The organism is Bradyrhizobium pachyrhizi (assembly GCF_029714545.1).
Lineage (GTDB): Bacteria > Pseudomonadota > Alphaproteobacteria > Rhizobiales > Xanthobacteraceae > Bradyrhizobium > Bradyrhizobium pachyrhizi.
The window spans coordinates 1,590,199-1,605,034 of sequence record NZ_CP121667.1; the positions used below are offsets into that span (position 1 = coordinate 1,590,199).

Genomic DNA, 14,836 nt, shown 5'->3' on the forward strand with positions numbered 1-14,836 from the left:
TCGTCCCGGGAGGTAGTGATCGTTTGTGGCATGTCCGGCTTGGACAGGACAAGCCACGAAACTTTGACAGGTTTCGCGGCCGCCCGCTTGTCCGAGAGAGAACTCGCCATTGCGGGGTGGGGCAATCCGACCTTCGGCCGGTTCACTGAAACAGGTGCAGACGTGATTGATTTGTCGTAACAAATCGGCGAAGGGCAAAAAGCCCACCGAGGGAACAACGATGTCCATCATGATGCCGGCGGCCGACCAGGCCGTCCTCGCTCGCCGCGCCGAAATCGTGGCCGCCTTGCGCGCGATCGTCCCCGGCGAGGGCGTGATCGACAGTGCCGCCGAGATGCTGGCCTATGAATCCGACGGCCTGACCGCCTATCGGCAGCCGCCGATGGTCGTGGTGCTGCCCGATACCACCGAGCAGGTGTCGAAGGTCCTCAAATATTGCCAGGGCCAGGGCATCAAGGTGGTGCCGCGCGGCTCCGGCACCTCGCTGTCCGGCGGCGCGCTGCCGCTTGCCGACGGCGTGCTGCTCGGGCTCGGCAAGTTCAAGCGGATTCGCGAGATCGACTTCGACAACCGCGTCGTCGTCACCGAGCCCGGCGTCACCAACCTCGCGATCAGCCAGGCGGTCGCCCATGCCGGCTTCTACTACGCGCCCGATCCGTCGTCGCAGATCGCCTGCTCGATCGGCGGCAATGTCGCGGAAAATTCCGGCGGCGTGCACTGCCTGAAATACGGCATGACCACCAACAACGTGCTCGGCTGCGAGATCGTGCTGATGTCGGGCGAGATCCTGCGCATCGGCGGCAAGTCGGCCGAGAATGCCGGCTATGATTTGATGGGAATCATCACCGGCTCGGAGGGGCTGCTCGGCGTCATCACCGAGATCACGGTGCGCATCCTGCAGAAGCCGGAAACGGCGCGTGCGCTGATGGTCGGCTTCGCCGAGGTCGAGGCGGCCGGCGAATGCGTCGCCCGGATCATCGGCGCCGGCATCATCCCGGGCGGTATGGAGATGATGGACAAGCCCGCGATCCACGCCGCGGAGGCGTTCGTTCACGCCGGTTATCCGCTGGACGTCGAGGCGCTGTTGATCATCGAGCTCGACGGCCCCCAGGTCGAGGTCGACGAGCTGATCAAGCGGGTCGAGGCGATCGCGCAGGGCTGCGGCTCGACCTCCTGCCAGATCTCGACTTCGGAGGCCGAGCGCAATCTGTTCTGGGCCGGCCGCAAGGCGGCGTTCCCCGCGGTCGGCCGCATCTCGCCGGACTATCTGTGCATGGACGGCACCATCCCGCGCGGCGCCTTGCCGAAGGCCTTGGCGCGGATCCGCGACCTCTCGGAGAAATACGGCCTCGGCGTCGCCAACGTGTTCCACGCCGGCGACGGCAATCTGCACCCCTTGATCCTCTATGATGCCAACAAGCCGGGCGAGATCGAGAAGGCGGAGGCGTTCGGCGCCGACATCCTGCGCTGCTGCGTCGAGCTCGGCGGCGTGCTCACCGGCGAGCACGGGGTCGGCATCGAGAAGCGCGACCTGATGCCGGACATGTTCACCGAGATCGACCTCAACCAGCAGCAGCGGCTGAAATGCGCCTTCGATGCCGGGGGCCTGCTCAACCCCGGCAAGGTGTTTCCGACCCTGCACCGCTGCGCCGAGCTCGGCCGCGTGCATGTCCACGCCGGCAAGCTGGCGTTCCCGGACATCCCGCGGTTCTAGTATTGTCTGAGCAGCCCCGACGCCGTGCCGCTATCGCCATAGGCGGCGCAGGCCCCTTCCGGGTCTCTGATCAACGCCGTCCGGACGCGCATGAAGGTCCTGCCGGCCGCTTCGGACACCTCGGGGCGGAATTTGCGCGGATCGTAGTCATTGCCGTCGTGAGCCTTGATGGCCGCGTCGAACGCATTGATCATCGCCATCGCGGCGTCGGGGCTGCCGAGAAGTCTGGCGCCCGTTTGAACGCCGCCGGCACCATTGGCCTCATAGCCGGTGCATCGTTGTTCGAGCACCGCGGCTGCGGTAGCGAGCTGGTCGAGGAACGACGCCTCGGCGTCGCTGAGCATGGCGGCACCCGCCTGTCCCGGCGCGATCACGGCGAGCAGCGCGATGGCTGTCAGTTTGATGTGCATCGTGGTGGTTCCTCCTGGCGGAGCCGCGATCAAAGCAACGGTTGCCGAATGACGATACCAAGTCTGCTTCTAGGGCATCAGGAGCCACGCCAGCTATTGGCCCCGACGCCAACATACGTGAGCGTGCGCCCAGGGCCACCAACGCGCGAGGACCAGTCGATACAATTCGACGCATCGCCCTAGCCGGCCGATAACCTTAACCGATCCTTGCGCGGTGGCCGCCGTCGCGCGTCGCTGCAATTACAGCGCGGACCCATTTACACGGCCTTAGACTGTTGCTCGGTATTTTCCGCAGATGCATGTCTTCGGGAGCACATCGATGCCCAGCCTGGCCGATCAGCTGGCGCTTTCGCGCAATCGGCCCGCGGGTTTCGACTACATGCGGATCGCGCTGGCGGCGTCGATCATTGGCCTGCACAGCACGAACGTGACGCTCGGGCTCGGCCGCGCGCTGGAAATCCAGAGCACGCTGCGCATCGGCGTCGCGATGATCCTTGCGCTGTTCTTTGCCCTGAGCGGCTTTTTGGTGACCGCAAGCCTGCTCCGGTGCAAGAGCCTGATTTCCTTCCTCGGCCTGCGCGTGCTGCGGATCGGGCCGGCGCTCGCGGTCGAAACCACGCTATCGGCAATCATCATCGGCTCGGTCTTCACCGAGCTGCCGTTGACGCAATATGTCGCCGATCCGAAATTCCACGCCTATTTTCTCAATATCGTCGGCGACATCCATTACGAGCTGCCGGGCGTGTTCCTGCACAATCCGCTGCCGGATCTGGTGAACGCCCAGCTCTGGACCGTGCCGTATGAGCTGTGGTGCTACGTCATCCTGGCGCTGCTCGCCGTGCTCACGATTTGCTTCAACCGGGTGGCGTTCCTGGGCTTCATGGTGATCGCCCAGATCGGGCTCATCGCCTACGACATCTGGCGCTGGGACGAGGTACCGATCCAGCTTCGCCCGCACCTTCTGGTGTTCTGCTTCCTTGCCGGCGTCGGCTTCTACCTCTGGCGCGACAGGGTGCCGTTCAACCGCACTGTGTGCCTGCTGGCGCTGGTGCTGTGCGCCGCCGGCATGGCGACCGGACGCGGCGACGCGCTGGCTCCCGTGCCGGCCGCCTACGTCGCCTGCTATCTCGGCCTGATGAACCCGCGGCGGAGCTGGATTGTCTCGTCAGGCGATTACTCCTACGGGCTTTATCTCTACGGCTTCGTCATCCAGCAATGCGTCGCCACCTTCGGCCCGCCGGTTCAGCACTGGTATCTGAACCTCCTGATCAGCCTGCCGCTCGCCTTCGGCGTTGCCGTCGCGTCGTGGCATCTCGTCGAGAAACGCGCGCTTCGGCTCCGAACCCGGGTCGAGAGCCTCGAGGCGGCGGTGCTGTCGCGGATCTCGATCGTCGGGTTCTGGCGCAGGCCGCCCGAGCGGGCCGGCTTGCGCGCAACGCTCGGCAACAGCGGCGCGTCGATCTGACCCGCGCCGGCGGGAAGGATTTGCATCCTCCCCGCCGCGCTTTTCTTCACAGCAGCGCGTATTGCGACCGCTCGCGCTTGGCGAGCAGCGGCAGCGCTTGCTCCGCGATGTAGGTCTTGAAAGCCGCGCTGTCCTGATGTGCCTTGAACGCGGCTTCATCCTGGAACAATTCGTAGAACAGGAATTGCGCCGGATTGTCCTTGCCGCGGCCGATCAGGAACAGCTTGGTGCCGGGGTCCTTCTGCGCCTCTGGCAGGAAGCCGTCGAGGATTTCCGCGACCTTGTCGGCCTGTCCCTCCTTGGCTTCCCATTGCGCCACAACCAGAAGGCCTGATGTGTTGATCGCGTCGCTGATGGTTCTCGTGCTCATCGCATAGTGCTTCATTGGCATTCCTCCGTTGCTGTGCTCCGATCGAGCTTGCGATCCGGCCCAGGGCGAGACGCCGGCGATCGCCATGATCGCGAACGAGCCGATGGCCGATCGTCGGGTGAGGATCATCGTCGTGGTCGAAACTTCCGAACGTTTCATGTTCGCCTCCAGATGATTCGTGCCAACCGTCCTGCCGGCCGAACCGCAACGCGAGAGATAGTCGATCGTTCGGCGAACTCGGTTAGGCGACGATCGAAGTGTCGATGTCGTGAACATTTCGATCATGATCGAAGCGTTGCAGCGGCGTGACGTGCGACAAGTGCAAGGGGCATATTTCGGTCGATAGCGGAGCCGGCCATGCAGACCATCGCACCGGAGCTTGCCGAACTCGCCGGGCTGATCGCCGATCCCGGCCGCGCCAGCATCCTGTCGCGGCTGATGGACGGGCGGGCGCAGACTGCGAGCGAGCTGGCGCTGGTCGCGGGCGTGACGCCGCAGACGGCGAGCTGGCACCTTTCGCGGCTTGTCGAACGGGCGCTGCTCAAGGTCGAGCGGCGCGGCCCGCGGCGCTTCTACCGGCTGGCCACCCCGCTGGTTGCGCAGATGCTCGAGGGCATGATGACGGTTGCCGCGATCGATCCGGACCCGTCCCGGCCACCGCCGCGCATCGATCCCGAGATGCGCCGGGCCCGGACCTGCTACGACCACCTTGCCGGCGAGCTCGGCGTCGCCGTCACCGACGCGATGCTGGACCGTGGCCATCTCAATCTCGACCAGGAGGCCGGCGAGCTGACTGCTTCCGGCCGTGCTTTTCTCGGCGATCTCGGCATCGACCTGCGTTCGCCGGCGCGGAGCCGGCGGGTCCTGTGCCGGCCGTGTCTCGACTGGAGCGAGCGGCGTCCGCATCTGGCCGGGCGGGCAGGGGCAGCGGTTGCCGACCTTGCATTGCAACGGGACTGGATCCGGCGCCGGCCGCAGGGCCGCTCCGTCGAAATCACCGACGCCGGACTCCTCGCATTCAGAAATTTGTTCGGCGCGCGCATTTGATTTCGGAGCCGAATTTGGCTACCGGCTAGGGCGTGGATACGCTCAAGGTCAGAGACGCAAAAGACGTCGAGGAAGTGGTGCGCGCGGCGGTCGCCGGCGAGCAGCCGCTTGAGGTCATTGGACATGGATCGAAGCGCGCCATCGGCCATCCGATGGCAACCAATGCGCTGCTCGACGTCTCGGCGCTGAATGCGGTCACCTCCTATGAGCCGAACGAGCTGATCATCACCGTACAGGCCGGCGCGCCGCTCGCCGATGTGCAATCCCTGATCGATGCCAAGAACCAGCAATTCGCCTTCGAGCCGATGGACACGTCTGTGCTGTTCGGCACCGCGGGTGCCGGCACGATCGGCGGCATGATCGGCGCCGGACTGGCCGGTCCCCGCCGCATCAAGGCCGGCGGTATCAGGGATCATCTGCTCGGGGCGCACGCAGTGTCCGGGTTCGGCGACAGCTTCAAGACCGGCGGGCGGGTGGTGAAGAACGTCACCGGCTACGATCTCTGCAAGCTGCTGACGGGTTCCTGGGGCACGCTCGCGGTCATGACCGAGGTCACGCTTAAGGTCATGCCGAAGCCGGAAGCCGAGCGGACGCTGCTGCTGCGCGGGCTCGACGACGTCACCGCCAACAAGGCGATGACGGCGGCGCTGGGTTCGCCCTTCGACGTCTCCGGCGCCGCGCATCTGCCGGGTTCGGCGTTGCGGTCCGGGGGCGGTGCGCTGGCCGGCCTCGCAGCCTCAGGCCAGCCGGTCACGCTGGTGCGGCTCGAGGGGATTTCGGCGTCGGCGGCACATCGGGCGGCCTCGCTGAGCCAGACGCTCTCGTCCTATGGCACGGTCGACAGCCTCGCCGACGATGCGTCGGCCGCAATCTGGAGCGCGCTGCGCGACGTGGTGTCGTTCGCGGCGAACGGCGCGCTCGGGGCCTGGCCGGTGTGGCGTATCGTTTGCCCGCCGGCCTCTGGCGGCACGCTGGGCCAGGCGTTGTCGCGCGCCACCGGTGGCGACGTGATCTACGATTGGGGCGGGGGGCTGATCTGGGCCGCGGTGCCGCCGGGCGCCGACGCCCAGGCCACGCTGGTCCGCGGCCAGGTCGAGGCGATCGGCGGGCACGCTACCCTGATCCGCGCCACCGAGGATGTGCGCCGGGCGGTCGATGTGTTCCAGCCGCAGGCGGCCGGGCTTGCCGCGCTCGGTGAACGGGTCCGGGCGAGCTTCGATCCGAGGTCCGTCCTCAACCGCGGCCGGATGATGCGAGGCGGGGCTGCATGAAGACCGAGTTTTCCCTGGCGCAGCTCGCCGATCCCGACATCAAGGAAGCCGACAAGATCCTGCGCGCCTGCGTGCATTGCGGCTTCTGCACCGCGACCTGCCCGACCTATGTGCTGCTCGGCGACGAGCTCGATAGCCCGCGCGGCCGCATCTACCTGATCAAGGAGATGCTGGAGAAGGACAAGCCGCCGACGGCCGACGTGGTCAAGCATATCGACCGCTGCCTGTCGTGCCTTGCCTGCATGACCACCTGTCCGTCGGGCGTGAACTACATGCACCTCGTCGACCAGGCCCGGGTCCGGATCGAGCGGGATTACCGGAGACCGCTGACCGAGCGGCTGCTGCGGTCGGTTCTCGCCCTTGTGCTGCCGCGGCCGGGCCTGTTCCGAATCAGCATGATCCTGGCCGGGCTCGCACGTCCGTTCGCCGCACTGCTGCCGACGCCGTCGGTCGGAGCGTCGAGTCCGGGTCTGCTGCGGCGGATCAAGGCGATGCTGGCGCTCGCGCCGCGCGGCCTGCCGCAGCCGGGGCCGGCTGCGGGAACCGTGTTTGCGCCGATCGGCCGGCGGCGCGGCAGGGTCGCGCTGCTGCAGGGCTGCGCCCAGCAGGTGCTGGCGCCACGCATCAATCAGGCCGCGATCAATGTCCTGACCAGGCACGGCGTCGAGGTGGTGCTGGTCAAGGACGAGCAATGCTGCGGCGCGTTGACCCATCACATGGGACAGGACGGCGACGCGCTGGCGCGCGCGCGGGCCAACATCACGGTGTGGCAAAGGGAAGCGGACAGAGAAGGGCTCGACGCCATCCTGGTGACGACCTCGGGCTGTGGGACAGTTGTCAAAGACTACGGCTACCTGCTGCGCGAGGACAAAACATTCGCGGAGCCGGCCAAGCGAATCTCGGCGCTGGCAAAGGATATCACCGAGTATCTTGCTGGCCTCGAGCTCGCGCCTTCAACGCAGAAAGGCGACATCACCGTCGCCTATCACTCCGCTTGTTCGTTGCAGCATGGACAGAAAATCACTCAACTTCCGAAAGAATTGCTTTCCAAGAATGGATTCGTGGTGAAAGATGTGCCCGAGAGCCATTTGTGTTGCGGTTCGGCGGGGACCTACAACATTCTCCAGCCCGACATTGCGAGCAGATTGCGCGATCGCAAGGTCGCCAATATTGCGCTTGTCAAACCGGACATGATCGCTGCGGGCAATATTGGCTGCATGGTTCAGATTGCCGGCGGTACGTCAGTTCCTGTGGTGCACACGATTGAGCTTCTCGATTGGGCGACAGGAGGTCCCCGGCCAGGATTGAATTGATCGACTGCCACTCGAGCATGATCCGGACCTCAGCCTTGCCCTGACGCAACGTGAAAGGACCGGCGCTTCCTTGCCACAGACGCGAAGCGATCGCGCGGCCATCATGCCCGACAAGCGAAGTGGAGAGTGCCTCTCCTCGAGGTGCAGCCAACGTCCGGCAAGCGATCAGTTCAATACGCCCGGTGGACTCAGATAGCGGCAACAGGAGGACCACGATGGCGAAGTCGAAGAAGGCGAAGAAAAGCAAGAAGGCCAAAAAGGCCAAGAAGGTGGTAGCGGCGAAGAAGAGGTCCGCGAAGAAGTCGGCCAAGAAGGCTGCGAAGAAATCCGCCAGGAAGACTGCAAAGAAATCGGCGAAGAAGTCGGCCAAGAAAGCTGCAAAGAAAACGGCAAAGAAAGCTGCCAAGAAGGCTGCACCGAAGAAGGCCGCCAAGAGGGCTGCCAAGAAAGCCGCCGCCAAGAAGAGCGCGCCGAAGAAGGCCGCTGCTCCGAAGAAGGCTGCTGCGTCGAAGCCGGCTGCCCCGGTCGCGGCACCCCCGGCGCCCGAGCCCGAGCCGCAGCCGGCTCCGAGCTGGGCCACACCGAGCCACGAACCGGCGCCGGGCTGGATTGCCGGGTCGGCCGACGGGGGCGAGCACCACTAAGCCGCTGCCACATTGCCGAGGTTCAACTGATCGAAGCCGCAGCGCGCCACGCTGCGGCTTCTTCCGTAGATGCGATGACCATCCGTGCTTTTGCGGGCACGGCGATTCGCGCCGATGCTCTTCCGCCGAGCCGACTGTTGCTGTTTCCCTGTCCTGGTGACCCATTCAACCGGTGCGGGAGCAGAGGTCTTGTGGTGCAAATGCAACACCCGCAAATCAACATGCGGCAATATGGCTAGAACGCCTAAAAAGGCGGCACATGCATGTCTTTTTGGCTTCACGGTACCGTGCACGAGCCTCAGATTGGCCACACGCGATTTAGTTGCAGTCCGTTATCGCGCGCCCTGGGGGCCACCGGAGCCGGGCTGTCTGAACAAGTAGATGGGGATCGTCATGAAGAAACTGGCTTTGTTAGCAACGGCGCTAGCAATGATTTCGAGCTCGGCAATGGCAGCTGACATGGCGGTGAAGGCCGTCAAGGCGCCGCCGCCGGCTCCCTTCGATCCCTGGGATGTCGCCTTCGGCAGCGCCATCATGAGCGACTACATCTTCCGCGGCGTCACCCAGTCCAACCACAATCCTTCGGTCTCGGCCTATTTCGAGCCGCGCTACAACGTCAACAAGGACCTGCAGCTCTATGTCGGCGTGGCCGGCGAGAGCATTTCGTTCCCGAACCGCGCCGCGGCCGAAATCGACGTCTACGGCGGTATCCGCCCGACCTTCGGCGCGTTCGCCTTCGACATCGGTGTCTGGGGCTACCTGTATCCGGGCGGAACCTGCTACTACGGCGGCGGTGCGGTGGCCGACTTCGCCGGCAATCCGCTGAGCTCGGACTGCCAGGCCAACACCCTGACCAACCTCAACGTGATGAAGAAGGACGTCTCGTTCTTCGAAGTCTACGGCAAGGTGACCTACACCGTGAACGACAACTGGGCGTTCACCCTGAACGAGTACTACTCGCCGAACTTCCTCAACACCGGCGCCTGGGGCAACTACTCCTCGATCATCGGCAAGTACACCGCGCCGAGCACCGTGTTCGGCACCAGCGGCGTCGGCATGTACGTGTCGGGCGAGTTCGGCCGGCAGTGGTTCGGCACCTCGGACAGCTTCTACGGCGTTCCGGCATTCCCGGGCGGCATCAAATATGCCGACTACAACACCTGGAACATCGGCATCGGCTTCACCTACAAGGTGTTCACGCTCGATCTGCGCTACTCCGACACGGATATGTCGAAGGGTGATTGCAACGCCTTCACCAGCGACTACACCGCGGGCGGGACCGCCAATGTCACCCCGATCAATCCGTCGGGCCTCGGCTCCAACTGGTGCGGCGCGGCCGGCATCGCCAAGCTCTCGGTCGACCTGACCGCGATGTCCAACCTGAAGTAATCTCTCCTTCCGGGGATCGAGGGGCGGTAGAGCAATCTGCCGCCCCTTTTGTTTTTGCGGATAGGTCTGATCGGCGCAGAGCAGACAATAGCGAAAGGCGTTCGCGAAACCTGTGCCCCCGCCGGGGTCAGCCGCAAGCCGTGGCGGCTGACCTGTCATGCTGCTTACGACGCGGCGACCTTGGCCGCGTCGCGCAGGGTGAAGCGGTCGCCGTCGCGGACCAGCGTGACATTGCGCTGATGGAAGGTGTCGAGCGTCGAGCGGTGGCCGATCGAAACCACCGTGGTGCCGGGCAGCTTCTCGGCAATCAGCCTGTACAGCGCGGCTTCCGACGGCTCGTCGAGCGAGGCCGTCGCCTCGTCCAGGAACAGGAACTGCGGCGCATGCAGCAGCGCCCGCGCGATGCCGAGCCGCTGCTGCTCGCCGAGCGACAGCATCCGGTTCCAATGCGCCTGCTCCTCGAGCCGCGACGCAAGCTGCGGCAATCCGACGGCGGTGAGAACCTCGCGGACCCGTCCCGCATCGAATTGCGTGGCCTCGCCCGGATAGACGACGGCGTCATGCAGCGAGCCGATCGGCAGATAGGGACGTTGCGGCAGCATCATCAGGCTGGCATTGGCCGGGATATCGACCGCGCCGTCGCCGAACGGCCAGATGCCGGCGATCGCGCGGAATAGCGTCGACTTGCCGGCGCCGGAGGGGCCGGTCATCAGCGTGCGCTCGCCCTTGCGGAAGCCGAACCGGTCCGCGTTCAGCAGCGGCGTGCCGTCCGGCAGCCGCAGCACCAGATCCTGCAGGCTGACGGCGCCGTCGCCCGGCGTCGCCGTGACATGAATTCGGTCGTCGCGTTTGGCGAGCTTTGATGCCGCCGCGATCCCTGCCTCGAATCCATCGAGCCGGTTCACCACCGCCTGCCATTCGGCCAGTTGACGATAGATGGTGACGAAGTACGAGAACGCGCCCTGGACGTTCGAAAACGCCGATGCGGTCTGCATCATGCCGCCGAGCTGGATCTTTTGCGCAAAGTAGGCCGGCGCCACCAGCACATAGGGGAAGATCACCGAGGCCTGATTATAGCTCGCCGTGAACGCCGTGATCTTCTTGGTCCGGTTCATGAGGGCGATCCAGTTCTCCACCACGCGTCCGAAGCGAACGCGCAGGCGCTCGCGCTCGGCCGGTTCGCCCTGCAGCAGCGCGATCTGCTCGGAGTTTTCCCGCACGCGCACCAGGTTGAAGCGGAAATCGGCCTCGTATTGCTGCTGCTTGAAATCGATGCCGACCAGCGGCCAGCCGATCAGATGGGTCAGCACGGTGCCGAGCACCGAGTAGATCAGCGCGCACCAGACAAGGTAGCCGGGAATTGAATATTCCGTGCCGAACAAATGCAGCGGTGCCTCATTGGAAAGGCCCCACAACAGGGTGAGAAAAGACGCCAGCGTGACGACCGAGCTCAACAGGCCGAGGCCGAGCGTGAGCGTGCGATCGACGAACAGCTTGACGTCGTCGGTCATGCGCTGGTCGGGGTTGTCGGCAGCGTCGCCCTGGAGCTGCATCCTGTAGTGATTGGCCTGATGCAGCCAGTCCCCGAGATAGTGTGTCGTCATCCATTGCCGCCAGCGGATCTGCAGCCATTGATTGAGGTAGAGCTGGTAGACCGCCAGCAGGATGAAGAACGCGACGACGACGCAGAAATAGATGATCTCGCTGACGAAGGAGTCCCAATTGCGTTCCTGCAGCGCGTTGTAGAAGCGGTTGTTCCACTGCGTGATCAGAACGTTGATGCCCACGATCGCCAGTTCGATCGCGATGACCGCCGCAAGCAGCCCGCGGCCCGCCCATTTGTCCTCGGAGTTGAAGTAAGGCGAGGCGATGCGCCACACCGTCGCGAGCGTCGAGCGAATGTTGTTCACAGATTATCGTCTCCGGGGAAGGGGCCGCAAAGGCCTGAAGAATCGGGACAATCGGGGTAATCCTCGACTAAAGTCGTAGGTCTGGCATGCAAGCGTTGGCTTGTCCCGGCAATCGAGTCAACCCTAGCATGAGGACAACGGCGAGGGGCGGGGGACCTTCGATTTTTCGCGAGGATGTGAGCGATCCTTACCGATCGTTCATTCGCGAGCCGGGGCTGCAGCTTTTCCGACGGACTCCCGCAATCGCACCAGTCGCGCCTGCCCGCATGCAGGCCGGCGCGCTGCATAAAAATGTGGGAAGGATCCCGAGATGAACACCTGGAATCAAATCTACAACCCGCTGGGCAATGCGGCGCTGTCGACGGTCGCGGCTGCCATTCCCGTGGTCACGCTGCTGGTGCTGATCGCCAGCGGCAAGGTGAAGGCGCACATTGCGGCCATCATCGCCGTGATCGTGACCAACCTGATCACGATCTTCGTCTTCACCATGCCGGCCAACATGTCGATCCGCGCCACCCTGCTCGGCGTGATCACCGGGTTCTTCCCGATCGGCTGGATCGTGCTCAACGTCATCTTCCTCTACCAGGTCACGGTGAGGTGCGGGAAGTTCGAGCTGCTCAAGCGCGCGGTCGGCGGCGTCACCGAGGACCGGCGGTTGCAGCTGCTGTTGATCGCGTTCTCGTTCGGCGCCTTCTTCGAGGGCGCCTCGGGCTTCGGCACGCCGGTCGCGATCACCGGCGCGGTGCTGATCGGGCTCGGCTTCTCGCCGCTCGCCGCTTCCGGCCTGTCGCTGATCGCCAACACGGCACCCGTTGCCTACGGTGCGCTCGGCACGCCGATCCAGGGCCTCGCCTCGGTCACCGGGCTCGACCCCTATATCCTCGGCGCGATGGTCGGCCGGCAGCTGCCGCTGTTCTCGCTGATCGTGCCGTTCTGGGTGGTGTGGGCGTTTGCCGGCTGGCGCGGCATGAAGGAGGTGTGGCCGGCGATCCTGGTCACCGGCGTGTCGTTTGCGGTCCCGCAATTCGTGATCTCGAACTACATCAACCCCTGGATCGTCGACATCGGCGCCTCGCTGATCTCGATGGGCGCGCTGATCCTGTTCCTGAAGGTCTGGCAGCCGCGGCAGCTCTGGCTGTCGCCGGCGCTGCGCGGCCGCGATGAATCGGCGGCGACGATGGCCGCCGCACCGCCGCTCGACAAGACGCCGCTGACCCAGGGCGAAATGTGGAGCGCGCTGCTGCCGTGGATCATCGTCTGCATCCTGATGCTGATCTGGGGCAACGGTGCCTTCAAGGCTTGGGCGAACGCCAACTTCGTCTGGAACTATCCGGTCCCCGAGCTCGACAAGCTGATCTTCAAGGTGCCGCCGGTGGCCGCCAAGCCGACGCCGGAAGGCGCCGTGTTCGGCTTCACCTATCTGTCGTTCACCGGCACCGGCATGCTGATCGCCGCGATCATCTCGGGTTTGTTGATGGGCTTCTCGCCGCTCAAGCTGATCGCCGAGTATGGCCGTACCATCCGCATCTGCGCGATCTCGCTGATCACGATCTCGGCGATGCTGGCGATCGGCACGCTGACCCGGCTGTCCGGCGTCGACGCCACGCTCGGCCTCGCCTTCGCGGCGACCGGCGTGCTCTATCCGTTCTTCGGCACCTTGCTCGGCTGGCTGGGCGTGGCGCTGACCGGATCGGATACCGCGTCGAACGTGCTGTTCGGCAATCTGCAGAAGATCACCTCCGAGCAGCTCGGCCTGTCGCCGATCCTGATGGCGGCGGCGAACTCCTCGGGCGGCGTGATGGGCAAGATGATCGACGCGCAATCGATCGTGGTCGCCTCGACCGCGACCAACTGGTACGGCCACGAGGGCTCGATCCTGCGCTACGTGTTCCTGCACTCGATCGTGCTGGCGTGTCTGGTCGGCCTGTTCGTGACCCTGCAGGCCTATGTCTATCCGTTCACGACGATGGTGCTGAAATAGCGCCACGACGTGTCCGTCGAACCAGGGATCCCCGCGGGCGAACGGCTCGCGGGGATTTGCTTTTCAAGCCCATTTTCCGGCGATGCCAATCTGGCCAATCGAGTGCTGTTCCCATAGAAGGGGCCCGCAGTTGCGCGTCGCATTTCGAGGATTGGCATGATTTCGATGAGGCGAAATTGGAACGGCGGCATCGCCGCGTTGACGCTGGTTGCCGCGACTCTCGGCGCGGATGCGGCGCGGGCCCAGGAGGAATTCCCGTTCGGCTTCGTGATGACGCTCGATGCCGCGCGCATGCCGGGCTCCAAGCGGATTCCTTCGATCGAGGTCGGCGACAATGGCGAGGTGATCCTCGAGCTGTGGTGCGACGGCGGCAAGGGCCAGTTCTCGGTGGCCGGCAACACCATCGTCTTCGTTCCCGGCGCGATGGAGAATCGCACCTGCACGCCGGAGCGGGCGCAAGCGGACAAGGATCTGCTGGCGGCGCTCGGCGACGTGACGAGCTGGCGGCGGCACGGTGACGAGGTGACCTTCACCGGCAGCAAGTCGCTGCGTTTCGTGATCAACAGCAACTAAAGCGTTATCGAGCGAAGCAGACGGCGGTTCGCGTCAAGGAAACGCGTCAAGACAAAACGCTCAGGGCGTTGCGACCAACCCGCTCGCGGTGGCAACGATCCAGCGGTTGCCCCAGCGCACGATGGAATCGACCCGTCCAAGGCCGGGCACGACGTCGCCGCGCGCGGCCATCTTGACGCCCTCCGGCCCCTCGAGCACGGCGGTGCCGTCGCGGACTTCGACCACCGACCATCCCGGGATGGTGCTCGGCCGCGTTTCCGGCGCCGCCGCCGGCGGCTGCTTCGGCCCCAATGCGGCGGCCTGTGCATTCAAGGTCGTCGGCGCGGCGCCCAGGGCGAGCGGGCGCGGGCTGGCCAGCGCGGTCCTCGGAATGCTGCCGGTGACGAGGGGGTCGGCGTTGGACGCGGCCCGGCGCGGGCTCTCCTTTCGGCTCGGCGCCACCTCCGCAATGTGCGGGGCCGGCGCTTCCTTCTGGGCCACCGGGACCGGGGCGGGAGCTGCAAGGTCGTGCCAGTTGGCTCCGCCGGTCCATCCCAGTACGAAGCTTGCGGCGAGTGCGGTCGCTGCCAGGAGCGCGGTGCCGATGCGGTCGGCAAACGGCTCCCGCAGCAGCAGGGCGGCGTCGTGGTTCTCGCCGGTGACATCCCAGAGGTCCGCCGTCTGTGCCGGCGAATGACCCTCCGTCACATCTGTCGGCCAGATGCTCGCAGCGTTGATCGGCTCGCGGTCTTGCATGGCGTGACCTGTGT

General features: G+C 65.1%; 13 protein-coding genes. 9 read left to right on the top strand and 4 right to left on the bottom strand.

All coding sequences use genetic code 11. The features are described from left to right. The first annotated feature begins 220 nt into the window (after positions 1–220). Positions 221–1,714 (top strand): FAD-linked oxidase C-terminal domain-containing protein, encoded by a 1,494-nt coding sequence (locus QA639_RS07195; protein ID WP_028333008.1) that lies wholly within the window; start codon positions 221–223, stop codon positions 1,712–1,714. On the opposite strand, the gene QA639_RS07200 is transcribed toward QA639_RS07195, so the two are convergent. Further along, positions 1,711–2,124, bottom strand: coding sequence for a hypothetical protein (locus tag QA639_RS07200; protein ID WP_157344550.1), 414 nt, complete (start codon positions 2,122–2,124; stop codon positions 1,711–1,713). The genes QA639_RS07195 and QA639_RS07200 overlap by 4 nt on opposite strands. A gap of 319 nt (positions 2,125–2,443) precedes the next feature. Here QA639_RS07200 and QA639_RS07205 point away from each other — a divergent pair, with 319 nt between their 5' ends. Beyond that, positions 2,444–3,589, top strand: coding sequence for an acyltransferase family protein (locus QA639_RS07205; RefSeq protein ID WP_244978567.1), 1,146 nt, complete (start codon positions 2,444–2,446; stop codon positions 3,587–3,589). Between the two features lie 46 nt (positions 3,590–3,635). Here QA639_RS07205 and QA639_RS07210 read toward each other — a convergent pair whose 3' ends face one another. Then, positions 3,636–4,118 (bottom strand): putative quinol monooxygenase, encoded by a 483-nt coding sequence (locus QA639_RS07210; RefSeq protein ID WP_225162242.1) that lies wholly within the window; start codon positions 4,116–4,118, stop codon positions 3,636–3,638. 198 nt (positions 4,119–4,316) lie between these two features. Here QA639_RS07210 and QA639_RS07215 point away from each other — a divergent pair, with 198 nt between their 5' ends. The 5 genes from QA639_RS07215 to QA639_RS07235 all read left to right on the top strand — a co-directional run bounded on the left by QA639_RS07215 (position 4,317) and on the right by QA639_RS07235 (position 9,623). Beyond that, positions 4,317–5,006 (top strand): ArsR/SmtB family transcription factor, encoded by a 690-nt coding sequence (locus QA639_RS07215; RefSeq protein ID WP_050384237.1) that lies wholly within the window; start codon positions 4,317–4,319, stop codon positions 5,004–5,006. Positions 5,007–5,038: 32 nt separating this feature from the next. Then, on the top strand, positions 5,039–6,277 hold the full coding sequence (locus QA639_RS07220; RefSeq protein WP_283089444.1) for an FAD-binding protein: 1,239 nt from the start codon (positions 5,039–5,041) through the stop codon (positions 6,275–6,277). Beyond that, the gene (gene glcF / locus QA639_RS07225; RefSeq protein WP_028333014.1) at positions 6,274–7,590 is read left to right on the top strand and encodes a glycolate oxidase subunit GlcF; all 1,317 of its coding nucleotides are present in this window, start codon (positions 6,274–6,276) and stop codon (positions 7,588–7,590) included. The genes QA639_RS07220 and glcF overlap by 4 nt, the downstream gene beginning before the upstream one ends. 215 nt (positions 7,591–7,805) lie before the next feature. Next, positions 7,806–8,234, top strand: coding sequence for a hypothetical protein (locus tag QA639_RS07230; protein WP_028333015.1), 429 nt, complete (start codon positions 7,806–7,808; stop codon positions 8,232–8,234). Between the two features lie 393 nt (positions 8,235–8,627). Beyond that, complete coding sequence (locus QA639_RS07235; protein ID WP_283089445.1) at positions 8,628–9,623, top strand: TorF family putative porin; 996 nt, start codon at positions 8,628–8,630, stop codon at positions 9,621–9,623. Positions 9,624–9,787: 164 nt separating this feature from the next. Here the strand turns inward: QA639_RS07235 and QA639_RS07240 are convergent, their stop codons facing one another. Continuing rightward, positions 9,788–11,533 carry an ABC transporter ATP-binding protein/permease gene (locus QA639_RS07240; protein ID WP_028333017.1) on the bottom strand — a complete coding sequence of 582 codons (1,746 nt, stop codon included), beginning with the start codon at positions 11,531–11,533 and terminating at the stop codon, positions 9,788–9,790. 310 nt (positions 11,534–11,843) lie between these two features. Between QA639_RS07240 and QA639_RS07245 the strand changes: the two genes are divergently transcribed. Together QA639_RS07245 and QA639_RS07250 are read left to right on the top strand one after the other, a co-directional pair. Continuing rightward, complete coding sequence (locus QA639_RS07245; RefSeq protein WP_028333018.1) at positions 11,844–13,514, top strand: L-lactate permease; 1,671 nt, start codon at positions 11,844–11,846, stop codon at positions 13,512–13,514. A 156-nt stretch (positions 13,515–13,670) separates the two neighbouring features. Then, a complete protein-coding gene (locus QA639_RS07250; protein ID WP_028333019.1) occupies positions 13,671–14,087 on the top strand; it encodes an META domain-containing protein in 417 nt (138 codons plus the stop codon). A gap of 60 nt (positions 14,088–14,147) precedes the next feature. Here QA639_RS07250 and QA639_RS07255 read toward each other — a convergent pair whose 3' ends face one another. Further along, positions 14,148–14,774 (bottom strand): hypothetical protein, encoded by a 627-nt coding sequence (locus QA639_RS07255; RefSeq protein ID WP_283089446.1) that lies wholly within the window; start codon positions 14,772–14,774, stop codon positions 14,148–14,150. Between the last annotated feature and the right edge of the window lie 62 nt (positions 14,775–14,836).

Bases quoted from the DNA above. Each gene is read 5' to 3' on its own strand.
- QA639_RS07235 (WP_283089445.1), top strand. From the start codon at position 8,628: ATGAAGAAACTGGCTTTGTTAGCAACGGCGCTAGCAATGATTTCGAGC.
- QA639_RS07250 (WP_028333019.1), top strand. From the start codon at position 13,671: ATGATTTCGATGAGGCGAAATTGGAACGGCGGCATCGCCGCGTTGACG.
- QA639_RS07205 (WP_244978567.1), top strand. From the start codon at position 2,444: ATGCCCAGCCTGGCCGATCAGCTGGCGCTTTCGCGCAATCGGCCCGCG.
- QA639_RS07195 (WP_028333008.1), top strand. From the start codon at position 221: ATGTCCATCATGATGCCGGCGGCCGACCAGGCCGTCCTCGCTCGCCGC.
- QA639_RS07215 (WP_050384237.1), top strand. From the start codon at position 4,317: ATGCAGACCATCGCACCGGAGCTTGCCGAACTCGCCGGGCTGATCGCC.
- QA639_RS07200 (WP_157344550.1), bottom strand. From the start codon at position 2,124: ATGCACATCAAACTGACAGCCATCGCGCTGCTCGCCGTGATCGCGCCG.
- QA639_RS07230 (WP_028333015.1), top strand. From the start codon at position 7,806: ATGGCGAAGTCGAAGAAGGCGAAGAAAAGCAAGAAGGCCAAAAAGGCC.
- QA639_RS07210 (WP_225162242.1), bottom strand. From the start codon at position 4,118: ATGAAACGTTCGGAAGTTTCGACCACGACGATGATCCTCACCCGACGA.
- QA639_RS07245 (WP_028333018.1), top strand. From the start codon at position 11,844: ATGAACACCTGGAATCAAATCTACAACCCGCTGGGCAATGCGGCGCTG.
- glcF (WP_028333014.1), top strand. From the start codon at position 6,274: ATGAAGACCGAGTTTTCCCTGGCGCAGCTCGCCGATCCCGACATCAAG.